The 25,121-nt window shown below is 41.7% G+C and carries 23 protein-coding genes; 10 read left to right on the top strand and 13 right to left on the bottom strand.

Annotation, left to right across the window (positions count from 1 at the left end; genetic code table 11):
* Positions 1 to 990: 990 nt before the first annotated feature.
* The 5 genes from HWQ38_RS38995 to HWQ38_RS38975 form a co-directional block, all read right to left on the bottom strand.
* Positions 991 to 1,206, bottom strand: coding sequence for a hypothetical protein (locus tag HWQ38_RS38995; protein ID WP_292805524.1), 216 nt, complete (start codon positions 1,204 to 1,206; stop codon positions 991 to 993).
* Positions 1,207 to 1,484: 278 nt separating this feature from the next.
* Positions 1,485 to 1,787, bottom strand: coding sequence for a hypothetical protein (locus HWQ38_RS38990; RefSeq protein WP_069069453.1), 303 nt, complete (start codon positions 1,785 to 1,787; stop codon positions 1,485 to 1,487).
* 680 nt (positions 1,788 to 2,467) lie between these two features.
* Positions 2,468 to 4,246, bottom strand: coding sequence for a bifunctional 3'-5' exonuclease/DNA polymerase (locus HWQ38_RS38985; RefSeq protein WP_292805521.1), 1,779 nt, complete (start codon positions 4,244 to 4,246; stop codon positions 2,468 to 2,470).
* Between the two features lie 225 nt (positions 4,247 to 4,471).
* Positions 4,472 to 5,026, bottom strand: coding sequence for a hypothetical protein (locus HWQ38_RS38980; RefSeq protein ID WP_292805518.1), 555 nt, complete (start codon positions 5,024 to 5,026; stop codon positions 4,472 to 4,474).
* Between the two features lie 107 nt (positions 5,027 to 5,133).
* Positions 5,134 to 5,832, bottom strand: a complete 699-nt coding sequence (locus HWQ38_RS38975) for a hypothetical protein (protein WP_292805515.1) — start codon at positions 5,830 to 5,832, stop codon at positions 5,134 to 5,136.
* Between the two features lie 139 nt (positions 5,833 to 5,971).
* Here HWQ38_RS38975 and HWQ38_RS38970 point away from each other — a divergent pair, with 139 nt between their 5' ends.
* The 3 genes from HWQ38_RS38970 (at position 5,972) to HWQ38_RS38960 (ending at position 9,102) form a co-directional block, all read left to right on the top strand.
* Positions 5,972 to 6,280 carry a hypothetical protein gene (locus HWQ38_RS38970; RefSeq protein ID WP_292805512.1) on the top strand — a complete coding sequence of 103 codons (309 nt, stop codon included), beginning with the start codon at positions 5,972 to 5,974 and terminating at the stop codon, positions 6,278 to 6,280.
* 113 nt (positions 6,281 to 6,393) lie between these two features.
* Positions 6,394 to 8,370 carry a M23 family peptidase gene (locus tag HWQ38_RS38965; protein WP_292805509.1) on the top strand — a complete coding sequence of 659 codons (1,977 nt, stop codon included), beginning with the start codon at positions 6,394 to 6,396 and terminating at the stop codon, positions 8,368 to 8,370.
* Between the two features lie 3 nt (positions 8,371 to 8,373).
* Complete coding sequence (locus tag HWQ38_RS38960) at positions 8,374 to 9,102, top strand: hypothetical protein (protein WP_292805507.1); 729 nt, start codon at positions 8,374 to 8,376, stop codon at positions 9,100 to 9,102.
* A 364-nt stretch (positions 9,103 to 9,466) separates the two neighbouring features.
* Here HWQ38_RS38960 and HWQ38_RS38955 read toward each other — a convergent pair whose 3' ends face one another.
* Both HWQ38_RS38955 and arr read right to left on the bottom strand, forming a co-directional pair.
* A complete protein-coding gene (locus HWQ38_RS38955) occupies positions 9,467 to 9,850 on the bottom strand; it encodes a nuclear transport factor 2 family protein (RefSeq protein WP_292805504.1) in 384 nt (127 codons plus the stop codon).
* A 132-nt stretch (positions 9,851 to 9,982) separates the two neighbouring features.
* Positions 9,983 to 10,414, bottom strand: a complete 432-nt coding sequence (gene arr, locus HWQ38_RS38950; protein WP_366933404.1) for an NAD(+)--rifampin ADP-ribosyltransferase — start codon at positions 10,412 to 10,414, stop codon at positions 9,983 to 9,985.
* 335 nt (positions 10,415 to 10,749) lie between these two features.
* Between arr and HWQ38_RS38945 the strand changes: the two genes are divergently transcribed.
* Positions 10,750 to 11,271 carry a LysR family substrate-binding domain-containing protein gene (locus tag HWQ38_RS38945; protein ID WP_292805498.1) on the top strand — a complete coding sequence of 174 codons (522 nt, stop codon included), beginning with the start codon at positions 10,750 to 10,752 and terminating at the stop codon, positions 11,269 to 11,271.
* 63 nt (positions 11,272 to 11,334) lie between these two features.
* Here HWQ38_RS38945 and HWQ38_RS38940 read toward each other — a convergent pair whose 3' ends face one another.
* Both HWQ38_RS38940 and HWQ38_RS38935 read right to left on the bottom strand, forming a co-directional pair.
* The gene (locus HWQ38_RS38940) at positions 11,335 to 12,429 is read right to left on the bottom strand and encodes a DUF5895 domain-containing protein (protein ID WP_292805495.1); all 1,095 of its coding nucleotides are present in this window, start codon (positions 12,427 to 12,429) and stop codon (positions 11,335 to 11,337) included.
* Between the two features lie 256 nt (positions 12,430 to 12,685).
* Positions 12,686 to 13,594 carry an AraC family transcriptional regulator gene (locus HWQ38_RS38935; RefSeq protein WP_292805492.1) on the bottom strand — a complete coding sequence of 303 codons (909 nt, stop codon included), beginning with the start codon at positions 13,592 to 13,594 and terminating at the stop codon, positions 12,686 to 12,688.
* Between the two features lie 94 nt (positions 13,595 to 13,688).
* Here HWQ38_RS38935 and HWQ38_RS38930 point away from each other — a divergent pair, with 94 nt between their 5' ends.
* Both HWQ38_RS38930 and HWQ38_RS38925 read left to right on the top strand, forming a co-directional pair.
* Positions 13,689 to 14,684: an SDR family oxidoreductase gene (locus HWQ38_RS38930; RefSeq protein WP_292805490.1), complete on the top strand. Its 996-nt coding sequence runs from the start codon at positions 13,689 to 13,691 to the stop codon at positions 14,682 to 14,684.
* A gap of 142 nt (positions 14,685 to 14,826) precedes the next feature.
* Complete coding sequence (locus HWQ38_RS38925; RefSeq protein WP_292805487.1) at positions 14,827 to 16,692, top strand: type IV secretion system DNA-binding domain-containing protein; 1,866 nt, start codon at positions 14,827 to 14,829, stop codon at positions 16,690 to 16,692.
* A gap of 139 nt (positions 16,693 to 16,831) precedes the next feature.
* Here HWQ38_RS38925 and HWQ38_RS38920 read toward each other — a convergent pair whose 3' ends face one another.
* The 3 genes from HWQ38_RS38920 to HWQ38_RS38910 are packed head-to-tail and all read right to left on the bottom strand — an operon-like array spanning position 16,832 to position 18,196.
* Positions 16,832 to 17,485, bottom strand: a complete 654-nt coding sequence (locus HWQ38_RS38920; RefSeq protein WP_292805484.1) for an N-6 DNA methylase — start codon at positions 17,483 to 17,485, stop codon at positions 16,832 to 16,834.
* A complete protein-coding gene (locus HWQ38_RS38915) occupies positions 17,485 to 17,709 on the bottom strand; it encodes a hypothetical protein (RefSeq protein ID WP_190234168.1) in 225 nt (74 codons plus the stop codon). The genes HWQ38_RS38920 and HWQ38_RS38915 overlap by 1 nt, the downstream gene beginning before the upstream one ends.
* Positions 17,672 to 18,196, bottom strand: a complete 525-nt coding sequence (locus HWQ38_RS38910) for a hypothetical protein (RefSeq protein ID WP_292805479.1) — start codon at positions 18,194 to 18,196, stop codon at positions 17,672 to 17,674. The genes HWQ38_RS38915 and HWQ38_RS38910 overlap by 38 nt, the downstream gene beginning before the upstream one ends.
* Positions 18,197 to 18,418: 222 nt before the next feature.
* On the opposite strand from HWQ38_RS38910, the gene HWQ38_RS38905 reads away from it, so the two are divergent.
* Genes HWQ38_RS38905 through HWQ38_RS38895 form a run of 3 tightly spaced genes read left to right on the top strand, consistent with a single transcriptional unit; the run spans position 18,419 to position 19,458 of the window.
* Complete coding sequence (locus HWQ38_RS38905; RefSeq protein WP_292805476.1) at positions 18,419 to 18,745, top strand: DUF5674 family protein; 327 nt, start codon at positions 18,419 to 18,421, stop codon at positions 18,743 to 18,745.
* Positions 18,742 to 19,104, top strand: a complete 363-nt coding sequence (locus HWQ38_RS38900; RefSeq protein ID WP_292805473.1) for a hypothetical protein — start codon at positions 18,742 to 18,744, stop codon at positions 19,102 to 19,104. Before HWQ38_RS38905 ends, HWQ38_RS38900 begins: the two co-directional genes overlap by 4 nt.
* Before the next feature lie 6 nt (positions 19,105 to 19,110).
* Positions 19,111 to 19,458, top strand: a complete 348-nt coding sequence (locus tag HWQ38_RS38895; protein ID WP_292805470.1) for a hypothetical protein — start codon at positions 19,111 to 19,113, stop codon at positions 19,456 to 19,458.
* Between the two features lie 55 nt (positions 19,459 to 19,513).
* Here the strand turns inward: HWQ38_RS38895 and HWQ38_RS38890 are convergent, their stop codons facing one another.
* Positions 19,514 to 22,102, bottom strand: a complete 2,589-nt coding sequence (locus HWQ38_RS38890) for a DEAD/DEAH box helicase (RefSeq protein ID WP_292805467.1) — start codon at positions 22,100 to 22,102, stop codon at positions 19,514 to 19,516.
* A 220-nt stretch (positions 22,103 to 22,322) separates the two neighbouring features.
* Between HWQ38_RS38890 and HWQ38_RS38885 the strand changes: the two genes are divergently transcribed.
* Entirely contained in the window at positions 22,323 to 25,082 is a 2,760-nt protein-coding gene (locus HWQ38_RS38885) for a hypothetical protein (protein WP_292805464.1), read from the top strand.
* Positions 25,083 to 25,121: the final 39 nt, after the last annotated feature.

Here is a 25,121-nt window from a genome sequence, read left to right as displayed (position 1 = left end):
ATGAGCTAAAAGTCATGATTTATACTATGACCTTTGTAATAGTGGCACATGGGAAGGTTAGAAAACCCACCAGTTTCCAATGTTCGGGTTGGGAGTGAAATTCTTGGTAGCCATAGCGTTGTTTGATTAACACTGGCGATCCCTCCCCCAATCAAGCGAACGGGAGTAGCGCGTCTCGTAGAGAGGAAAACCCAAGCGACACCGAGCAGCCCGTAGTAGACATCGCCTACCCTCAACTTTTTCTTAGAGGAAAATAAGCGATCTCCCATCCAAGCAAGGAAATATATTAGTAGAAGCGATCGCCGCCGGCAAGCAATGCGATCGCTCGCTCAGATTGTTGGGCAACAAGGTGAGCTAACTTAATTGGTATTAATAAGGATAAATGAGGCATTGCTACGAGAGTTGGAAGGGTAATAGAACTGCCTGATGAGCGGCATTACTACACACATTTACCGTTAATGTGCATCTCTATTTATTAAATATATTAGTTGGATTGAAATATTGTGATAACGGTATCATGCCAAATAGTAATTTCTTGAATAGTCTGATCGATTTTATCTGTATCACTGCTGATTGTTTCTAAATCCAACAGACAATTCACTAAGAATCTAACTAAATAAGTCAATTTCAAAGCATTATCAAATGCTAGATTTGGCATTATGTTTTCAATAAGATATGCAGTTCATAACCTGATGAAAATTTATGGTTCTACCGATCCCCTTATGCAAAATCGGGTTGAAAATCCTTAAAAGCTTTACCCTGTAAGCATTTTAACCAAAATAATATGTTTAATCTTGATAAACCTTGCCTTATAAGGCTTTCACCCTGATTGAGGTTTAATTACCATAAGGGGATCGGTAGAGCCAAATTTATTACGCCTACGGACTGGCGAATCATGCTCAATAATTCCTACTCGGTAACACCGCTTGCCTTGCTTTCACCCACTTTGAGTTCAAAGTATTTTAGTAATTTTACTATTTTCAAATCTTCTCAAAAGGAACCATTCAAAGCTTCATTTTCCCGTGGGATCTTGACGTTTTGAGCCTTAAAAATGATTTTAAAAGCAATATCTCTCGCTGACTGCTTCAACACTTGCAGATAAGCAACAGCATCATCACGTCGGCGGAATCTTTTCACAACAATATTTTCTTGATTGGGAATATCACGGACAATACACCACGGTTTTAATTGCTCAGAATAAGTCATATTCTACACCTTAAAAATGCTGTAAAATAACCATGTTATGTGCTTTTAAATCGCCAATATTTACCTTAAACGAGGAGGTATACTCAAAGACAGGTCAAATTGGTATTGACAATTGTGATTATGTGTGGATTAGATTTATTGGACAGATATATAGCATTCCGACTGGAATGAAATATTGTGTACTGAGTCTGAAAACCTTGCAGGGCAAAGCTTTTGTTTTAAAAACTTTTCAATAATCAAACCGGATTGCTATATGTAGAATAGAAATGTTATTGAGATCAAGGCGAATGAGTCAGACATAGCAATTGCCAAAGTTGTTCGGGAACTTCTTCAAAATGTTCCAGTAAAAAGTCCATGAATGCCAAATGTCGTAAATCATTAGGCTGAGGATAGCGTCTAAACTTACCTTGCTTAAACCAACCTCTGACCGTAGAATCAGAACGACAGCATATTAAGGCAATTTGTTCATAACTCACATCCCATTTGGCATAAAATTCTTCTGGTTTCATACCAAATTCCCAGTGACTGTAGAGTGAAATTAGATGAATTTCTCTTGCCCCTAAAATCCGGGGATTAGACATTAATACACCTCAAATAGTTGAAAGCTTTAACTTATTTATTACATCAGGTATTTGTCCAGGGTAAGCGCATCTCAAATGGGATTGACAAAAAATACATTTTATATGTTAACGATAGAACAGGAATTTATGGTTCGGTTTATTTCTAGAGGCTAATAGCGATACCTAATCTATGATCAATAACTAGGGCTTAATGCGATTATTTGGGTCTTTATTGATATTAGGGCTTTCTTATTGACAAGATGCGCTTGCCCTGGGTATTTGTCAGTCACAGAGTTTATAGACACACAAATAAAACCCAAGTAAGCGGGGTTTTAAACTCTGGAATCACTCTCAATCTGCGTAAGCAGATATAGTTAAAATAGTTCCGTTATTTATAATCGCTAGAATACCGATTCAGGAATAGCCAGAAATAGTAGATAGGGTGCAATACGCTTGGATTAAGCCTTTTTCTCCCCCTGCTTCCCCTGCTCAAGAACAGCCCGCCCTAACAGATAAATGTCCTTAACTAAATGGTATTAGGATAGGGCGGGGATAGTGCTTCGGATCAAAAACGAAACGCCCTCTAACCACATTTTTGCACGAGCTATACTGTGAGGAGGGCAATTGAGTTTTTGACAAATCTTTTCAGAATAGCTTGACTGCAAATCCAACTTCAGTCGTACTGGGCAAGTTGGGGTAGTTCACCAGCTATTTGATGTTTTAATATCTATAACAACTGGAATAGGGCTGAGAAACTTTTGGGCAGCAGCAACCATACAATTGTGTAATATATAGCTAACTTGGTCAACTTCAGTCTCTGGACATTCCAGTACAATTTCATCATGCCTTACACAGATGAGTTTTGTTCTGAATTTAGCTAAGGTCGTTGAAAGTTTTACCATAGCTAATTTGTTGATGTCGGCATTTAAACCTTGTACTGGATGGTTAAATAGCTCTGATAGTCGGGGCTTGTTTACCCATCTCCGTCGTCTGTTTGCTAGTGTACGACTTTCCTTAATGCCTTTGATGTATTTACGTTTGATGTTTTCATGCCACCTAGCTATTCCAGGATAAGCTTCAAAGAATCGTTGACTGAAAGCTTTTGCTTGTTCTAATGTCATTGCCACCCCATATTTTACTTGGGCGTAAATTTGGAGTTTGGCAGCGCCCATACCGAAAATCAATCCAAAGTTTATTGCTTTTGCTAATCTGCGGTCTTCCTCAGTCACTTCATTGATATGTTTTCCAGTTACTAGAGATGCTGTTAATCGATGTAAGTCAGCCCCCTGGCGATAGACTTGGCACATCTTTGTATCACCACTAAGCCGAGCCATAATTCGTAGTTCTATTTGGGAGTAATCGGCTTTGATAATTTTATAGCCAGGGGCAGCAATGAAGCAGCTACGAGCGGCTTGATCACGGGGAATATTTTGTAGAGGTGGTTTGCGGCAAGAAAATCTACCGGATTTTGCCCCTAATTGATAATAGTTGGGATGAATTCTCCCAGTTTTGGGGTGGATATGCTGGGGTAGTTTCTCGGTAAAAGTGCCGATAATTTTAGATAGACGGCGGTAATCTAGCAATGCTTGAATTATGGGATACTGTGCAGCTAAAGAAACTAATTTACTTTGATTAGTTGAGTTGATTTTGATACCAAGAGCTTGTAGAGCAGCCAAAACTTGCTGAGGTGAATTCGGGTTTACTGCATCTGTCAGTTCTGGCAGCAATGACATCTGAGAACTAGCAATACGGAGTTGCTTGAGTTGGTTTAAAGCATCTGTTTTTTCAGCTTCTAGTTTTGCACCCAGTATCTGCCATCGGGACAAGTCAAATAGCATTCCGTTAAGTTCCATTTGAGCTACAACAGGCATACACTGAAATTCCAGTCGGGCAATTTTGAGTAACTTTGCCTGCTTTAACTTCTGGAGGAGAATTGCGTAAAGGTCAAGTAATATGGCAGCATCTACGGCGGCATAGTGCAATTGAACCGATTTAAGAGGTTTGCACCAATCGCTGATTTGTTGAGTTTTATCTAGTTGAAGGTGTAGTAGCTTTTTAGCTATATTTTGTAAGGATGAGCTTGTTTTTAATCCTGCGGTTAGAACTTTATAAGCAAGTTGGGTATCAAAGAATTGACCAGAGGGTTGAAGTCCTGCGAGTGTGAGAAATTGCCAGTCGAATTTGGCATTATGAGCAATTTTGACGGCAGAGTTACAAAGCAGTTTTTTGAGCAGTTGGCGATCGCTTTTGGGAATAGCTGGTAAATCAATTAGCAGTACTGGATGGTTTGGTGCAGCTATTTGAATCAGTCTAATAGAATCAGTTAGAGGGTCAAGTCCTGTTGTTTCACAATCTATGGCTAAAATTTCTGCATGAAACAGAGGTTGGAGAGCATAATTAAGAGTTGAAACATTGGAAGCAAGAGTATATTCTGGAGTATAAATACTGGTGTTATTTGTATTTATTAAGCTTATAGCCATAATGAATTAAATTTGAATTTATCACCTAGAAGCGATAGCTTGTATATCTAGCAACTTCAAATTAGTTTTATACAAAGATTTGAAAACCTATTAAAGAGAGGTAATACTATAGCGGTGTGCAGTTGAGGGAGATACAAAAACTTTGCTGGAAAGATTGTACAGCAAGTACTTTTGTCTTCTCATCCGAGCGATAACCGCCATATCGATATTCCTCTCTTTATATGATTAACTGACTTGACGTTTACCTGTTTTTGCAATGTTAGAATGCTGAATATTCTCTCGAACAGATATCAAAGCAGTAGGAGCCAATTCTCTAATAATGGGTGTGACAATTTCTGGTGCCAGTTCTAAACGATGCTTAATCTGTGCTTGCAACCAGGCTAAAGGAACACTTTTACTGTTGACTTTTTGTTTGATAATTAAGTCAGGATTGGATGTTGAAGCTTTTTTTATGGCAGTAGCAATTTTTCTGGCTGTTCGTAAATCAATTTTGTCTACATCAATGCTAATAAAGTTGTCTGGTTGAAGTTCTGGTTTTGATGTAATACGGTTAGTTGATTGATTTTGATTTTCCCAGTTGAGAGATTTCTTAATATCACTAGATTCAATGTGTGATTGTTCAGATGTTGTGTTGTTGGTATAGGATTCAATATTGAGTGTAAATTCATGCCATAAATGGACTATTCCCACAACGAAATCAACGAGCATCACAATGGCATATAAGGCTGTAATTTCAATGATGAGATGATTTAAAATCTCTTGATTTTCTTGAGTATTCATGATGACTAACTTGGAAATTTATGTTCATAATTAAAGAAGCGATTGCTTCCATTTAACAGAAAAATCCTCAGATGAAAATTTGAATAGACTGAGGATTTCTGGAAAATTCAGAACAAGCTAATTTGCACAGTTGAATTTGATGAAGGTTTAGGAGTTGGAGTGCTTTGGGTCGAGTCTAAGTTAGGCTTGGCATTAACATTACGCTTACCCCATCCCTCTTGTGCTGCGTGTTTAACTATGCTGCGTCGAATTGACCTGCTAAGATAGTTGAATTCATTTTTTACCTGATTAAAATGAATGATGCGATTATTGCTGGCATTGCTGGCATTGCTCGTATCACCATCACCTATAAATTCATAAAAACTCTTGCAACCCTTTGGTAATTTATCGTATTTGGTTAAAACTTCATTACCTACCCAAAGATAAAGGTCAGCGTAGTCCCTATGCAGAGGTGCTTCGTAAGTTGCTGGCATCATGTAGGTAAGAACTTCTGTGGCTGTGCTGGAAACACCAACCTGATTCTGTTCGTATTCAGTGAAGATAAGTTCCAATCGATCCTGAATACAAGCAAACTTGAGCCATTGGGGAATCGTATCACTCCAAGGACTGCGATGAATTACCAATGGCCCTGCAAGGTAGCGAACATGGTGTAGGGAAAATTCAGCTATTTCCAAAAGACTTGCTAATAATTCTTTTGGTGTATTTAAACTTGCCAGAATTTGCAGCATTTTTAAGGTGTTGTCTGGCAGTTTGGTACTATTACCATTACTAATTTCTGCCATTATTTCTGGTGAAATTAAATTCATTTGCTCCATTTATCATCTCGATATGAGCGCATCACCAAAAATAGCCAATCGGCTAAAAAATTAATGTCCAATAGGTGAAGGCTGATATTAGATAAATCTTTTTATGCTGGCATTGATACAGGTTTTTCAGGTAATGTCAATGAATAACGAACCCACAATTAACCAAAATCTTGATACTGACGACAGTAGTAATTATCAATCTGGCAGTGGCTATCAATCTGAAGGTTACGGTATTGAGCAATCAAGTTCTGGAGATAGTAGTAATCCCTGGCAAGCAGACCAATTTAGGGATGGTTATCAAGAGAATATTTTTGAAATCAATCTTGGGGATACACCTTACACTGAATCGGCTGCTAATCCCAATCCTCAATTACCAGGATATGGCTCAGGCTCCGGTTACAAGTCTAAGAAAAGTCAACAGTCAGCAGAAGAGGAGCTAGAGTTATAAGTCATATTTTCACTCTCTTCCTATACCCCATAAGCAACAATTAATTGGGTTTTTATTCAATAAATCACTTTGCTGATTGGGGTATAGTTGCTGTCATTTTTAAACCTGAAATTATGAACGTTCAAAAAGCATGGATATCTCTTCTGGTTGTCATTACTTGTATTATTTATAGCATCGCCGCACAAGCTACAATCAACACAATTGGTGATGGCAATTTACCGACTCGAATTGTAGAAGTTGCAAATCCTCAGTCTCGACTACCTGCTACTAAAGTTTTGCTCCCAGACTGGAGCCGCATTTCTCTAGGCCAGCTAACAGGTATCAGTCAATCCGGTGCAATTGATGGCAGTCCCTACAGTCAAACACTGGGTTATGACCTGAGTCGCACTTGGAATGTGGGTATGACTCCTGACCAATATTTGAAGTTAGGAGATATCAGTGAAGCATTACAGGCAGAGGAGTTTTCTTTGCAGGCGATCCAGGCGAACACAGACATCAACAGTATAGATTTAAACAAAATTGCCCTGAGTGAATTTCCCCTGATTGGGGAGCAGACATTGAGCCATTTAGCTCAGGTTGTTCCAGAATTAGCTAAGACACAAGTAAACAATATTACACCTGTTGCAACCTTACTAAAATCTCACTTAATTGCCGCATCTAATTTAACACTAGCTCAGGTACTAACACAGTATGAAGTTGGGCAAATGAAGCTGGGAGAAATCGACTTGTCAAAGTTTTCTATCTCTTCAATTCCTAACTTAGATGCAGTACAGCTACAACAATTTACAGGTTGGATGAATAGCAATGTTTCGGATATTCCTGGTTTGGGACAAGTACCTTTAGGATTAATGCCTAATCCCATCACTGAAATTGGTAGCTTGGTAATGCGGATTGATGTAGTTTATGGGCCAGCAGAAAACCGCCGTAACAATACGATTTCTGGTTCAGACGTGCAAGGGTTTTCTGTGCCTTGTACTGAAAAAGACTGCGCCTATTTAGAATTGGATGATTTGGAAAATGCAGGTGGTAGGGAGTTCCGCGATCGCGGTAAGTTAGAAGGTAAACAGTGGATTTCCGGTAAATACCAAGAAGTCGAGGGCGGACAGGGTATCCTGAAAGCAGTGAATAACGGTCGGGAACCAACAGGAAGGCTACCGTTTGGTAAAGCTTTTAAGGTGGTGGTAATGGAGCCGGATGAAACTACTGATATGGTAGATACGGCTTTGTTCTTTCGGTTTTGTGCTTGGCGAATGGGTTGTACACCTTACTTTATCGGGCCTGTTCCTTTTTTCAGCTACAAGGTTAACTCCCTGATATTTGTAGGCAATTTGAGTGAACAGAGGACAAATACTGCGTCTTTACCAACTGGAGCTACAAGAGAGCCTAAAGCTAGCATTACCAGCGGTACTGGAGTAAGAGAGAAGATTAATCCATGCACGTTTAGTAATGGTAGTCGGTCGATAACAGATCAATCATTCTCCGGTATTGATTTGCGATTGCCTCCGGCAGTGCGCTTCGCGCAATCGCTCTTAAATGCGATCGCGGAAATTGAGAGCGCTGGTAGCGGGGATTACAAAGCCATTGGCATACATACCTGTGCGGATGGGGGTTTAAATTGTGGTCGCGCTCTCGGTCGCTACCAGTTCATGAGTTATAACCCCTACGCAGTGCAGTTAATTGCTGCCAAGCCTGGAGGTCAAGAGTTCCTCAGTCAAGTGGAGCAAGGGCATCAACCAACAGAGGCTGAACTATTTGAGTTTTTTCCTCCAGCTGACCAAGATAGGGCATTTATAGCTGATATGGCCAACAAAATTCAAGTGACACAAGAGCAAATCGATCCGGCCACAAGACAGCCATTTACGGGTGAACGCCTAATTGAACGAGTGGCTCAAAAGCATTTTGGTGGTGATTACAGCAAAGTTGATGGAAATGGCTCAGATGCCCTCGGTCGCCTCAGTCTCAAAGATTACGGCAAAACTGCTTTAGCTAGTTATCGCAATGGTAATAGCGATAATGGAACGCTGACCTGTTCTCCCAATGTAAATTATAGCTACATCAGCACTGCTAAAAATACTGAAAATGGGATGTAGAGTATGACAGATTTATCTAAAACTTCTATTACCTCACACCATGAGATAAAAGAAACATTTGATACTGATACCAATTCCAAAATACACTTTGGGCAAACAGCGGAAGGAAAGGGAGTTTATTCTGACTCCGCCTCCCCTAGTCAGTCTCAACCACTGAAGACAACTGCATATCAATTACCAGCACCGACTATGAGGGTGCGCTACTGGATTCATTGGTTTCGCATTGGTTTGGGCATCTTTTTGTTGCTGTCGATTCTCATGAGCTTAGGGGGCTGTAGCTTAAATGCGGCAACCGTTACTTGGAACAAAGCTGTTAATGTTGTGCCTGCTTCAGTAATTGAACAGGTGATTGTAGAAAATACAGAGTTGAATGCCAAAGTATCTGCTAAAAATATACTGGCTTGGAGTGTGGAAGGAAAAGACGGCAGGTTCGCAGTTTTTAACTTGAATACGCCTGATGTCTGTGGTGCTTTGGGATGTCTGTATACTGGTTACTGGCTCAGAAAGGATAGACCAATTACTCAGGTATTCTTGAGTTACTTGAATTCCAATCTGCCACCAGATAAGCATTTGTTGTCAGTGGGAGAGAACCGAGGTCAGGCATTACCGTGCATTAAGGTACTGCAAACCGAGCAAGAGCAGCTACGTCAATTGAATTTTTGTTTCAATGGCACTGGCTATCAACTTGCTGATAGTCAGCTTTTCACTAATAGTAAAAAATCCCAAAGTTGATAACTCGAAATCTAGAATAAAACTCTGCCATAGTCATCTTAGCTACGGCAGGGTATTTTCATCTAAAACCTCTAGGAAATTCCCATTAAATCGGTATCTAGGTCAGTGGTGGATGAAGAGTGCTATGCAACGGTTTTTGATCAGTCTAACGACAAGCTCACCTGCCGGAGGAGTGGAAGGAGCGAAGAGAGGAACGATCGCAGCGACTGGAACGTAGGCGGTCAGGTGCAGCGCTTTGTTCGGCGGCTTGTCTAATGATAGGGTGGCGATGCTTGTTTAAACAGAAGATGGCATCTTTTGGCACATCAGCTGAAACAAAAGCAAAATCACCAGTGGCTGTGATAGTTGTGACTACAGCGCATGCTTAAGCACTGAGGCCAGACGATGGAAGTGGACAGACCTCCATGGCTTGAATCAAGCCATGCTCAATGGTGAAACGGTGACCAACGTGTTCATCGGCAAGCACGGCTCCGGCCAGATCCCGCACGACCTGATGCACCTCGACTAAGACCTGCCCAGCGGACTCCGTGTAAAAGGCAATCGGCTCGACGTGTGGATTGATCTCGCTCCACTGCTCTGTCCAGTAAGCGCGGACTTCCTCAGTCCCACGGACAAAACCACCTTTGAACGCCTTCGGCCAGGCCACGTCGGGAGTCATGAGGGCGAGGGCGGCATCAATGTCTCGCGCGTTGAAGGCTGCATACGCTGCGCGTAGCAGCTCGATTAGGAGTGCAGGTTGATTTGGCATATTAATTCAATATACAACACCGCACGCAAGCCGCCGAACGGTTCGCTTGAGCGGCTTCAAATAACCTTGAACCCAACACCCGGATTTTTCCGAAGTCCGCTCCAAGCGAATTGTTAGATGGACGAGTGGGACTCAGTCCTCAATCGCCTCAACTCCGAGTTGCCTAAGTCGTTCAAGGCCGTCCTTCATGGCTTTGAGTTCTTTAGGTGAGTGCCCCTGCCAATCCCTGACCTCACCCGTGACCCGAAGCGGAGCCCGGGAGCGGTATGATTTTGTGGGATTGCCCGGGAACTTCTTGTCCGTCAGATTGGGGTCATCTTCAAACGAGCCGGTCGGTTCCACCAAGTAGATTCTACCGGGAACCTCGCCGAGGGCAAGCTCGGCTCCCCAGATTGCTGCATCCAAGGTGGCGGTTAGATAGACGTAGGCCGCCTTCTTCCTCTTCCCGTAATTAGAAGGATAGCCAGGCTCGATCAAGTCCCCCGGCTTCAAGTCGGCTTTCGTACCATGGTAAAACTGCTGCACACTCAAGTCTTTGATAGCTGCCATCGATTTGTCCTTCATACTGTTCGACTGCGCTGCCGCGCGATACTGTCCTCGCGGGAGCAAATTTAGGGCCAGTATCGAAGGCGAGAGGGTTGTCCCAAGATCCAGTTCCATCTAACTATTATTAGACTGAAAGTTTCTGTCTAAGATCCCGTAGTAGGCGGATAGCCAGAAAGTTTCTGTGTAATACTCCAAAGCCGCTGTTTAAGCCGAATATTTCCGCATAAGACGCTCATTTTGGTGAATAGGTTGAAAGTTTCTGCATAACATCCTAAAGGGTAGAGAGTGGACTGGCTCTATCGATCTTCCGAACCGTTGGGGCGATCGCATCTAGTTGAGTTGAAAGTCTCTTTATGACCACGACCGAGCAAATTGAAGCACTGCATGACAATCGCATTCAGCTTGGCTTTATTCGTCCGCCCATAAGCGATGACGAACTCAGCGTGGAAACGGTTTTACAAGAATCGTTCGTCGCTGTATTGCCAGAAGCACACCCGCTTGCGACTCAAACACAACTGTCATTAGCATCACTCGCCGAGGAGTCCTTCATTTTATCTCCACGTCATCTAGGAAGCGGCTTTTACGATCAGATTATCCGTTTGTGTCAACAAGCAGGATTTATTCCTCAAGTAACTCAGGAAGCGACTCAGATGCAAACTATTGTCAGCTTAGTGGCAGCGGAATTAGGGGTTGCGCTTGTCCCAGCTTCACTCCAGAATTTGCAACGAGCAGGGGTCGTCTACAAACCGCTCGAAGACCAAACGCTCTATGTCAAGTTAGCAATTGTTTGGCGAAGTGCAAACACCTCGCCCGTGCTACACCAATTTCTAGCGCAATCAAGAGTCCTTACACGATTTAGTGCAGCGTTTCATTAAGCAATGCTGTTGAGGCTTATCAAAACCCTTGTACTCCCCCAATTCATAGATGCGCCCATTGGACTATTCCTCATCATCTAGTTCATCGTCTTCCTCCTCAAAATCATCATCGTCTAACTCAGCTTCCAAATCGTCGGTTTCATCGAGGAAGTCGTCATCGTCAATAAGTTGAATTTTGCGAAGTGGCTTGGTCGCTGGTTTGGATTTACGAACGCTTTGAGCTTTGTTCCTATTCTTATTTGGTGGCAATACTTCCACGTCTACAGACACCGATTCTCCTGGCAAAGCAGGTAGGGATTGAGGTTCATTAAAACCAGCGATCGCATCATGTTGTTGCCAAATGAGGGCTTTAGCTGTGGGCTGACCCAAATAAAATTGAGACAAATTTTCAACGGTGGGTTTGGTATAATCTACAGTCTTACAACAGTCGTGTTTATTCTTACCTTCGCCCTCTTTGACAGCTTTGAACTCGACTGACAGCACACCTAAGCTACGCCACCTATCGCTTTTGCCGCTAAATGGCACTTGGAAATAGTCAGCAAAGGTTTTCTCCAAAGAACGGTAAAATTCCTCACGCACCGACTTAAAACTCCAGAGAGCTACATTCTTAAAGCGGACAACGACAGGAGTAGTATGCAGGGGTTGATTATCCTCATCCAGAAACACCAGTGCATGTTCTGAACACACATCCATTGTTTTCTTGTCAAGGTTATGTTTGTATTCATCATAAAGCCCAACAAAAGAACCACCTAAGTCTTCAACATCTGATTTATAACGGATATACTCTGGTACAAAAGCTAAAACTAGTAAACGTGCTTGAGTAATTAAGAGTCCAGTAACATCTTCCGTTAGGGTGACAATGGTTAGGTCGTTTTCATCAGGCATATCAAGCCAGCCAGCCTTTTCTAGCTGGTCTTCTGGAATTAGAAGTCCAGCGGGTTTGTCATTAACGACAATGCCGTAAGGCAGTAACGGTCGTCTAACTTGGTTATAACTGTCGCTGAGAAGTTCTGGGTCAATATCGTCAATATCAAGGTCTGACAATTGAGTGTTAGGTGCTTTAGATTTAGCTGCTTGAGCTTTGGGATTAGAAGCAGCAGTTTTGGCAGTAGATTGATTGGAGCGATTAGAGTTGTTTGAAACCCTAGATTTAACCATTGGACTACATAAATATGATTGGCCAACGCATGAGGCGTTAGCCTCAAAACTTAGTTGCTCACTTTACATAAAATCGTAGCGGTTTTAAATGCAGAGAAACGCAGAGTCTTTCTGAATTTTATTCGTTGCAGACTTCTAAAATACTGTAAGTTTTAGAGAAAACTTCTAACTTAGGAGAAATCTGACCCAATCCTTATAAAGGACTGCTGGCATTGGGGTGTTAGTAGCATCTCTAACGATCGCTGCAAGCCACACACTAAATTTGATGAATGGGATGACCGGTTTTTTTAATTTTCATTGCATCCCGCAAAGGAGAGTTGCCGAACATCCGTGAATATTCTCGACTGAATTGTGATGCGCTATTGTACCCTACCTTAAAGGCCGAACTCTCGGCGGTTTCACCTTCATCGGTCATCAGGTGCCGGGCCTCTAGCAAACGGAGACGCTTCTGATACTGAATTGGGCTCATTGCCGTCACTTCTTTAAAGTGCTTAAAAAAAGCAGAACGGCTCATTTTCGCAGCCTTTGCCAAAGCTGCGACATCAACATCATCAGTGAGTTCGGATTTTAGGCGGTAAATTGCCTGAGATATTTTGTGCGTTTTGCTTCCGGAGCGAACAAACTGCCGGAGCGCCGGTCCATCTGCTCCTTTCAAGAGATGATAAAGTATTTCTTTGACCACCAAAGGCCCGAGCACGGGCGCGTCTTCGGGAACTTGAAAAAGTTTTCCCAGCCGAATCGCGGCTTCCAGCATTTTATCACTGGCTTTTCCGACGAATACCGCACGCAGAGGATTCTCAACCTCCTTCGGAAAGTCCTTTTCGATCTGAGCAGCGACTTCGCTCAAAGTCAGCGGATCAAAATCTATTAGCAAGCTTAGAAACGGTTTCTCTGGCGTCGCCGAAAAGATGCGACTGGTGACGGGCAAATCAACCGGAGTGGCGGTGTAATGACCTCCATCGCATCGATAGACTTCGCGGTCTAGGATAATTTCCTTGCAGCCCTGAGCGACGATACCAAAGCATGCACGCCAGTGTCGCTTCGTGTAACTATCTGGTAGAGAGAATTTTATGCAATGAGTGCCTGAAAGGAGCGATTCATGTAAGCCATCCTCGGGGGAGAAGAGATGGATTATTTCTGCTAGGTCAGATTGCAAGTCCGTCATAAAGTCTCCAAAGTATGGGGCTATCCCATGTAGGGTCATTATAGTTGCTCGTGGACTATTAGGCAAGAATTTTGGACTTCTGTGAATTTACTCAATGAAAAAAGAGACGTATTATTCAATCTCAGAAGACATTCTGCTTGGTGAAACCATAAGGCAGGATGTCCATCCAGAACAAAACCAAAGGAGTTCAAATATGCGTGTCTTTGTTACCGGAGCTACAGGCTTCATCGGCTCTGCCATCGTTCAGGAACTCATCACTGCGGGTCATCAGGTGCTTGGCCTCGCTCGCTCAGATGCCGCCGCCAAATCTCTTATCGCCGCTGGCGCCCAGGTGCATCCAGGCGATCTCGAGGATCTGGACAGCTTGCAGAGTGGAGCCGCCGCCTCGGATGGCGTGATTCACACCGCTTTCATCCATGACTTCTCGAAATTCGAGGCTAACTGCCAGACAGATAGGCAAGCCATCGAGGCTCTCGGCGCCGCGCTTGCTGGCTCTGACCGCCCCTTGATCGTCACCTCCGGGACTGCGCTAGTTACGCCAGGTCGCGAGGCGACCGAAGAAGATGTGCCCGCTTCCAGTTCCATTCCCCGCGTAGCTTCGGAAGAGGCAGCAGCAACGGTTGCGTCACGTGGCGTGCGTGCGTCAGTGGTACGTCTTTCACCATCAGTCCACGGTGACGGCGATCGCGGCGGCTTCGTTCCACATCTGATCGGCATTGCACGTGAAAAGGGCGTTTCGGCGTATATAGGCGACGGACTCAATCGCTGGCCTGCGGTGCACCGACTCGATGCGGCCCATCTTTTTAGGCTTGCACTTGAGAAGGCTCCTGCTGCGGAGACCAGGTTTCATGGGGTTGCTGAAGAGGGCGTTGCGTTGCGAGATATTGCTGAAGTCATCGGAAGACGCCTAAACGTGCCAGTGGTCACCAAATCACCCGAGGAGGCAGCTAATCATTTTGGCTGGTTTGCACACTTCGCAGCAATCGACAATCCGACATCGAGCACGCAAACTCAGCAACAGTTAGGATGGCGGCCCGTGCAGCCCGACCTCATCACTGACCTCGAACGAGGGAGCTATTTCAAAAACTGAAATCAGAAAATTTAAGAGCCGAAGCCTAAATGGGTCAATGATTTTTCAGAGTTTCTAACACCTCTAAAAAAATGTCCAGAAGGTCAATACTTTAGCTTTCACTTGGTAGCTAAAATTTCTGCTAAATGCCTACTTAACTGCTATGAACATTTACCAGAAAAATCTACCAGACAACCAGATCACTGCTAACTCGACATTAATTGAAGTGTCATCCTTCCAAGCACCTCTGGCTAGCATTGACTTTGGCAAGTTGTTTCAACAGTATAACAATCCCCAAGGTTGGATGATGGTCGGTGGAATGCTCTTCGTTTTACTGTTGTTGCAAATCAGTGGTACTGGTAAGGGAAAAATCACCACTGGTAAAGTCTCCGGTATCAGCGAGAAACTAGCAGCAACTAACCTAGCACTCAAGCAAATCAAGGAGCATAAACACAATAAAGTTACCCTGTGGTCTGGTACTCCTCGCTATTGGGTAAAAGGCAAATGGCGGAGGTTGCTGGCTAACATACAAACTATGCTTGGTGCTGCACCTACAGTTTGGTTTCCCAATGCCGAAAGGGGAACACTGGTAATAGGTGCGCCTGGGTCTGGTAAAACCTACTCAACCATAGACCGGATGTTAGAAAGTGCGATGCAGCAAGGTTTCCCGATTTTACTCTATGACAAGAAGGGCGACCAACTACGACTCCATGCACCCCTAGCTGCACGTTATGGCTATAAAGTACGAGTATTTGCCCCCGGTGAATCCTTTAGCGGTGTTATTAATCCTTTGGATTATATGCGTGATGCACGCGATGGGGTAATGGCAGGAGAAATTGGACAAGTGATTAACCGCAATGCTTCCAGTGGTGGTAAAAGTGATGAGTTCTTTGCTAAAGCCGGGGACTTGTTAGCTAAGGCACTTTTACAGTTAGTCAAGGGTTCTCCTTACCCAGATATGGCGATGCTTTATGCGGTGCTGCGGTTGCCAAAACTTGTACAGCGTCTTGACCATGCGGTACAGTCAAAAAGGTTGGATGAATGGGTGGCGACTTCATTTATTCAATTTTTGAGTGCCAAGGATGCAGAGAAGACTATTTCGGGGATTTTGACCACAGCAGCAGGTACTTTCTCATCTTTCATCCAAGCTGATTTACTGAGGGCATTTATAGGGAAATCGGATATTCCCACTAAGCTTGAAGGTAGAGAGATGGTGGTGTTCAAGCTAGATGATGAACGCCGTAGTGTGGTTGGGCCTCTGCTGGCAGCTGCAATGCACTTGATGATTGTTGGTAATTTGAGCCGTCCCCGCAAAGACCCGTTGATTATTTCTTTGGATGAATTGCCATCTATAAAACTAGACCGCTTACCTCAGTGGATTAATGAATATCGTTCCAATGGTGCCTGCTTTATTCTGGGTATCCAAAGTTTAGAGCAACTTTATGATATTTATGGGGATAAAATGGGGAGTGCGATCGCTTCTGCTTGTAGTACCCATGTTTTGTTCAATCCTGGTAACTACAAAACGGCTGAGGATTACTCAAAGCGTTACGGTGAGAAGGAAGTGCTGATTAAAAATCGTACCACAGGGCGATCGCTTGGCGGACAAATGAGCCGTTCAATTAGCTGGAGTGAGAATTTACAAAAAATGCCTGTAATCAGTGCTGACGAAATTTTGAAATTTCCTCAAGGTAAGTGCGTAATTACCAGTCCTGGTTACAGTTCCGAGGGACAAGCTTCTATTCCTTATCCTTTAATTATTCCGGTGTCCAAAGCCGATGAAAAACGGGCGCATGATAGTGAGGCTCTTTGGGATACACAAGTTAAACCTGCTTTAGAAAGTCAGGTGACAATTCCTGATATTAAAACGCTAACACAAGCATTACATGAACGGATTGAGTCAGCAGCGCGGATGTTGCCATTACCGGAAGAGGATGTAGCACCTGCACATGAGTCCAGTAGCAGTGAAACTGATGTTTTAGAAAATTTCCCAACACGAGTTTATCAAACACCCGGATTGCAAGGATAAGAGGCTGGTAGCTTTTAAGAAGCGAAATATTGTTGGATATATTGTTGCTCACAGCGTAGAATGTTCAGGGTGTGTATGTTTTCCTGTTGCTAGTAATTTGAGGATAATCTGCGCTTGGTTGAAGTGGTTAAAGCAAGTGCTATTTATCAACATTATTTTGCCATACCTCTTTGATAAACTTTTTGAACTCTTCTAGAATCAGGGGTAAATCACTATCAATTTCTTGGGTTTGTTGCCCATTTGTAATTGGACGAAACAGACGATGACCTCGACTATCAAAACCAATTTTATCCGCAACTGCCATAAAGATTGAGTAGTCTTCTGGTATTGGTAAATCTCCACCTTTGCGCTGAAGAATCAAAAAGCTGGTGATAATTCCCAATCCACATTCTACCTGAAAGTTTTCTGTAGGTAACTGAATGGAAGCAATTAGTAAAGCCATGTCTTCTAATAGCCATCGGCGAAAGTGCGCTTGGTTAGATGAAGAAAGGATTCCATTAGATACCAAGATACAGACTATTTCACCAAGTTGCAATTGATTTAAACACTGTTCTACAAATAAGCACTCTTGTTCTGCTTGGGTTTTCAACTTGGATGTAATAACGTAGCTTCCATCTCCGTGTTTTATCCATTTATAAGCCATCTCAAATCGGGCTACTTCTGAATCGGAAGAGAGATTAATTTTGCAATAGGGAGGATTGGCAATGGCTATAGTGGGCAAGGAAATTGGCAGAGGAGGATTACTGACACAATTTTGAAATAGTTGTTGCCACTCAGTAATTTTAATTTCCATCAAAATAAACTTCCTTGCAACATATTTTCTGCTTTAGTATTTTCATATTTGATACCATTAATTAGCAAACTATTATTTAGCTTCGGTTTAGGTGTTGATGCGGGAGTTTCATACTTTAAATTTGGTCGGATAAAAGAAATACCCTTGCCAGTCAGGGTATCTCCGATGACTAAATCTCCACCCAAACTAGGAATAGGCAATGCCAAGTAGGGAGCATAAAGCATAAAGTTTAAACTTGCTATTTTTATTAGTAGTGAATCCCACTCCCAGCCTGTCAAACTGATGTCTAGCCGTAGTCCACAACTTTACCCGGTCTTGCCAGCTTAAATATGGATGGCGTATAGCCCATTCATAAAGCCTGGGAATACCTTGTTTAAATGCTATATTTGTTAATACTTGAATAAAGTGCTTGTCGTCATTAATTGCAAGAGGTGCAATAACTGGATTATCGACTAATAACTTTTTCCGAGATTGAAAAATTTCTGGTGCAAGTTCCTGTATTTGATCAACCCACTGAGCAATTTGAGGATAGGCATTTAATAAAGGTTCTACAGTCAGTCCTAAAAATAGTTGTCTCATCACCAAAGAGAAGTTATCTGCAACTATAGGGTCAAAGGCAGAGCGATTTGGATGAAATTTTTGACTGGGTAATAGGACTTGTTGCTGTGTTTTAGTAATTTGTTGAATATCGGCAAGATTAATTACTGGCATGGTGGAGAGAATATAACATCTCTCCAATGCAGCGGTAAGCTGCAAATGAATTACTTCGATTAATTATGCTTCAATACAGATATAGAACGTATTGCAGCTTGCAGGAAGTAGAAAATTTAGTTACAAAGCTATGCACCAATCGGGTATTACTTTTGATAGCTGAAGGCTGTTGTAATTAGGCAAGATAGCCAGGGCAACCTATGTTTAATAGGAGTAAGTTTTTTGATTGAGATTATTAGAGTTCGTGCTACACCGGAGCAAATTGAGCAGATGCTACAAGAGTTAAAGTTTTATATTAAGGTAGCGGTAGATATTGAGCATCGGATTCTGGCTGGGGGAGGTGAAATGCACTTTTACTGTGAACAGGCGTTGCTAGAAGATGGCAGTAAGCAGAGCGATATTTGGGCTGCTAGTTTTAGACCTGACACACAACAGATAATCTATGAGTCTATGGTTAATCTGCGTCCCAGACAGAATCGTTCAATGGAAATTATGGACGTTAAGATTAGAGAACAGGTTGCCGCAATTATTATGGAGTTTCTGGGATGAATAGTGGCCTAACTTATGAGCAAGAAACCTTTGTGCAAGATAGTATTCCTGTTAGATTGGGAAAATTGGTAACTAATTTAGCACGGATAAGTCAACTTTTCGGTGACTCTACGCATGAAGATGTGGTCAAAAGCCTGATTAGAGAGACTATGTATTTTCTTGAGTGGATAGCCCCAGATATAGATATTGACAATGCTTTTGAGTTAGCAAACTTAGGAAGGTTTCTCACACGCTGGCTGTTTAATTGGGAACAAGCCTGGAATAACACAGAAGCTAAAAACCAGATTATTCAAGAACTTGGTATTTGGTCAGACAGTGTTTTGCAAATGTCAAAATTACCTGCTGTACAACAATCCTAACTGATAATGACTCAATCCCAACCTCCATTACCACAACCCAAACTAGAATCTGCTGGTATTACCTCTGACCAGTATTTTGAATTTACTCCAGAAAAACTAGAACTGAGCAACGGATATTTGGGTTATGGTGGACAAGACCAACTTGGGTTTCATTTGTCTGTTCTCACCAACATGGGATTGTTGACAGCAGTTCGACATACAAATTTGTCGCTGTGGCTAGAAGCACTAAAAGGTGTAGTAAGGGAAAAACTACCGACTGTCAACGCCCAATCAGAAGTAGCAGAAGCAATGCTCAATCGATTTAATCGGGCGATTGCAGACTTGGAGGCGGTGATTGAGTATCTGGGACATTGACATTCTCTTGACTGCGAAACTAACGCAAGCGCTCAGTTTCACAGTCAGGAGAGTGTTAAACATCAGGTGTAGCGATCGCATCTAACAACAGTAATCCCATCTGCTTTAATAAAGCAGTGTTACCATTAGGGCAACCATGTTGAATTAGGCACTTGGCACAGCCAGTATCGCAATTGCAATCTAGTGCGATCGCTTTAGCAGCACTAGCAAGTTTTGGCAGATGTTTAAACACAGCTTCAGCCGCACCATTACCGCCATCACTGGTATCATAGAAATAGCCTGTGTAATTGTTATTTTCCCCTAACTCCTTCACTACTGTAAAATTTACCTGTTTTAGGTCAACTCTAGCCACCAGTTGTAACGCTCTCATAATTTGATGCCCAAAGCTGTGGATAGCAGTCAAGGTACTGGAATATTCCCACAACTGTTGATAGCCTGGTGGAATCGGTTCTCCACTGCGGGTTAAATTGGTTCTAGTTTCCAAGGCATTGTGCTGGAGGTATTCCCGCGCACTTGAGTTAATCGCTACTTTGACCATTGGTGCTGAAAATTGAGTACGGAAAGGCTGCTGAAATTTTTCTTCTGACAGGGTTTTCACAATTACAGCTTTGCGTGTGAGTTTGCTACAAAGCCGACAACGACGTTCTTTAGGTAGCGGCTCTTTGTAGTTAAAACACCGCTTGTTCAAACAAGTCTGCTCATAGATTTGGGTCATTAAACTGTAACCACTGGTAATGTGTTTAACTTCACCAAAACTAAGTTCCAAGGTTAAGTATTCCTTACAGTCATTAACTTCACTGACTTGAGAAAACAGCAATGGTAACTTCACCGGATCTGTCAGCACTGTTAGGCTACTGGTTTCTGATTCCGTAACTGCAACTGTAAACAGTGGGCTATCTGCTGTCTGTTTTAAAATTGCTTGCTTGCTGTTCAAGTCAAGGGAGATGCACTGATAAGTCAGCATTCGTCCATTGGCATCTTGTCGTTTGTAGATGGCTTGGGGATGGACTTCCCGGTGAGCAATATCTTCTGAGATTTCCTCTAGTTGTTCCCCAGATTCTGCATCTACTAGCTTGATGGTAGTTTGGGATAAGCCACCCCGAAAGTTAACATCTTTATGGGGATAACCCTTTGCCCACAGTCCATTACGACCTTTATTTAGATGCCCTTGGGCTAACAGGAGTTTTGCTACCTCGTAAGCTGCTGTGCCAAAGTAGTGCTTGATTTTATTAGTAGGAATACCAGTTTCTGCGGCTGCACACATCAAATGTTTAGCAGCAAAGATGGGATATTCATCATTAAAGAAGACTTCCTCAGCTTCTGGCGATACCAGCATTTCTGGATGTTCTGCTACATAGCAGTCAATGGGATTGAGAGCATTGGGAAGCAGCACTGTCAGTCCAGGTTGTGAACGTCCGGCGCGGCCACTGCGTTGCTGGTATGCCATTTTGGAACCAGGCCAGCCACGCAAAATGCAACATTCTAATTCTGGTAGGTCAATTCCAGCTTCTAATGCTTCTGTGGCAATAATCCACTTGATCGTGCCAGACTGGAGTTGGTCAACTACTTCTGCCCGACGCTCAGAGGTTATGCCACTGTAGAAAGCGGCTACTTGGTTTGATTTGAGTAATTCTGTTAGTTCCCGCACGCTGCGACGGGAGTTACAAAAGGCGATACCTGACTTACCTTGATTGAGCAAAAATTGAATTATTCGAGCGGTATCACCAGTCAGATTGTAACTGGGCTGAGTAACAATTATTTGTCTAGATGGTGAAGCTGCTCCACTTTTGCGAATCCAAATTAGGGGTTTGGGGTTGAGTTTAGTGGGTTTCAAACCAGAGATTTTCAGAGCCAGTTGTTTAGGATTACCACAAGTGGCACTCATGAAGATAAATTGCAGTTTCTTGGAGTCACCACCGTAATGATCTACTGCTAGTTTAATGCGACGAATCAGCCAGAACATATTTGCGCCATAGCTACCTGAAAGGGTGTGAGCTTCGTCAAGCAGTATATAGCGCAATCGCTGATAAAAGTTTGCCCAATGCGCGGATTTCCAGGCTTGCTTGAGTTGAAAGTGGATTAATTCTGGTGTGACACCTAAAATATGCGGTTCACTCTTGAGGATTTGTTCTCGTTTTTCTGATTTTACATCTCCAGTGATCATTGACAGTATAGGTCTGGATTGTGTTGGTATGGTAGAGAGTAGTTCAGATATTTTGTGGAACTGGTCTAGTGCCAATGCTCGTAGTCCATAAAATGCTAATGCTCGATGTTCTTCATTTATACAACCTTCCAGAATGGCGGGGTATGTGCTGAGAGTTTTGCCACTGGCTGTGGGAGAGGTGAGGATTAAACTTTTACCTTGTCTAATTGCTTGTAAGGCTTGAAGTTGGTGAGAGTAAAGTTGGGTGATTCCTAATGATTGAAGTGCTTTAATTAATTTATTTGGTAGGTCATTAGGGATATTTTTCAGATTAGGTTCTTTGGCAGGGATAGTCTGTTGCCAGAGTAAATCTTCACTTAGAAATTCAGTAATATCTGTTGGTTCATTAGGATGGTTATTTGAGTTGGAATTTTCTGTAATGGGTGTACGAGGTGGTGTCCAAAAGCTTTGTAGTAAGGCACTATAATTGGGCGTGTTCATGGCGGTGTTTTTCGCTCATTGTCCTAAAAAATCCCCCGGTGGGGGAGTGATACTAAATTAGGATAGGCAAGTGATGATCTGGTAACAAAAACTAAGGAAAAATGAAGGTTACATGACTTCGCTAAAGGTTTCAATTTCTACTGACGCTTTGTAAAATAAAGCACTATTTTATAAATTGATGTAAACTTAAGTTTCCTTATATTTAAAAATCTTCAAAAGTATGTATAACTGGAAACGATTCTGGTGTCCGAATACAGGAAATATCAAACTCGACTATGGTGGATTTTTAGAAGATCCAGAATTGGAACATGGGCATATCACAAATCCTGATGTAGTACCCTTTAGTGCTATATCCCATATTCCCTGTCTAGTACTGTTAGGTGAGCCAGGTATAGGTAAGACCACAGCAGCCGAGCAAGCATATAAGCAAGTACAAGAACAAGTACGGGAATCAGAAGATGATTGTTTATGGTTTAATCTTGGCGATTTTGACTCAAATCAAGATTTATCGAATCGTATATTCCAAAGCGAAATATTTATTCAATGGATTAACGGAATTCATAAATTGCATCTTTTTTTAGATAGCTTAGATGAAGGCATACTCTCATTTCAGATAATTGTTAGAACTTTAAAAAATAAAATAGAACATCTTCCTACTGAACGCCTTTATTTTCGGATTACCTGTAGAACCTCTGTTTGGTTAGAAAGTTCTACTTTAGAGCAGAAACTAAAAGAAAAATGGAATAAATCTAATACTAAGATATATGAACTAGCTCCTTTACGTAGAGTAGATGTTATTGAAGCTGCTCAAGTAAATAATATAAATTCTGATGAGTTCATACAGGAAATTTTGAATCGGGAAGCTACTCCGTTCGCAATCAAGCCAGTTACATTAAAATTTCTTATAGGTACTTATAAAAATGGACAATTTCCTGATTCTAAAAAAGAACTATATAAACAGGGTTGTTTACAGTTATGTGAAGAAGTTAACCCAGAGCGTTTACAGTTACGTGAGTTTCAATTAAATTCATATCAACGCTTGATAATAGCAGGTCGTCTTGCAGTTATTATGATTTTTGCTCAACGAACTGCTATCTGGACAAGTCCAGAAATTGCAGATATTCCTCATTCAGATATAGCTATTCGAGATTTATGTATAGGAAAAGAAAGCATTAATCAGCAAAGTTTTCTGATTACAGAAAAAGATATTAGAGATGAAATCTTATCTATTACAGGATTATTTTCTTCTCGTGGAAGTAATAGAATGGGATTTGCTCATCAAACCTACGCTGAATTTCTGGCAGCATGGTATTTGATTGAGCATAATATACCTCTAGTTCAGGTAATGAGTCTAATTGTTTCACAAGAAGATCCAGAATGTAAATTAGTTCCTCAACTTCATGAAACGGCTGCTTGGTTAGCAAGTATGAGGACGGATATTCTAGAAGAAATTATCAATACAGATCCAGATGTGCTTTTAAGAAGTGATATTCCTACAGATGGAAAAATCCGAGAAAAAATAGTTGATACTTTACTGAAGTATTACAATGATGGAAAACTGCTAAATCGAGATTTAGGTAGTTATTTTAAGTACAAGAAACTTAAACATCCCGGATTAGCTGAACAATTGCGTCCATATATTCACGATTATAGCAAGTCATTGGAAGCAAGAGATGAAGCAATATCTATTGCTAAAATCTGTGAAGTATATGATCTTCAAGAAGATTTAGTAAATTTGGCACTTGACTCATTCCAATTTATACACCTAAGAGCTAATGCTGCAATGGCTATTGGATTAATTGGTGATTTAGATACAAAATTAAAGTTAAAGACTTTAGCTATCAGTAACCTTGAAGAAGATGAGAATGACAGACTTAAAGCATATAGTTTAGAAGCAGTTTGGCCAGAACACTTAACAGCAGAAGAATTGTTTAACGTTATAACTCCACCTAAGAGAAGAAATTACTCTGGTGCGTATCAGCGTTTTCTTAAACATGAACTTGTACCAAAGCTCCAACCTACTGATTTATTAGTAGCCCTCAAGTGGGTTGAAAAGCAAGGTTTGAGATGCTTTGATAATCCCTTTGAAAAACTAGCAGATGAAATTATTTTAAAAGCATGGGAACATTTTGATATTCCTGGAATTGCAGAAAGTTTTGCCAAGATAGCCTTAATACAACGTAAAAAACATCAGAGGATCATAACAAGTAGTGGCAGGAAGAAGATATTTGAGTTGCAAATTGCTGAGAATGATGAAAAGCGAAGAAAATTAATTGAACAAATAGTATTATTACTTACTGATACAGGAGTAAATCTAAGACAATTATTAGTGACAGTGAGAGAAGAAAGCATTATTTTAAATCAAGATATTTTATGGATGATTAAAAAAATAGAAAGCACTAAAGAGGAACATTTACAGCGAATTTGGGCGCAATTAGTTGAATGGGGTTTTAATCGTCAAGATGCAATGCAAATAGATGCAATTGTAACAACAACTCAAACCAATGATATTCTACGTAATCAGTTTACATCTTACTTTGAGGCTGTTGAGTTAAATTCAGCCGAAGCTGATCAGATGAAAACCAATTATCAGATGTTAGAAAATTGGAGAGAAGATTGGAAAAATGATCAAGAAGAAACTCCACTACTAGAGCAACCACCAAAAGAGAGAGTTCTTATATTTTTGGATAGTTTGGAGTTTGGGACTCTATGGGCTTGGTCACAGCTAAACATGGAAATGACATTAAAATCAAATAGTAGATATTACGATGATGAATTAGAATATGATTTAACTAAACTTCCGGGTTGGGAAGAAGCAGACATAGATACTCAAAGAAGAATCATTCAAGGTGCAAAAAAGTACATTTTAGAACAAGATCAAGTTTCTAATGAATGGATAGGTACAGACACTTTTGATAGATTGGCTTTGGCTGGCTGTAGAGCATTATTTTTACTCTTTAAAGACTGGAGTTTAGACTAAGCCATGAAAAAAGACCCAGCAGGGCTGAGTTAATCAGAG

Source organism: Nostoc sp. NMS7 (assembly GCF_017115085.1).
Classification (GTDB): Bacteria; Cyanobacteriota; Cyanobacteriia; order Cyanobacteriales; family Nostocaceae; genus Nostoc.
The sequence above is the reverse complement of the archived record's forward strand: the minus strand, read 5'-3'. Positions and strand labels throughout refer to the sequence as shown.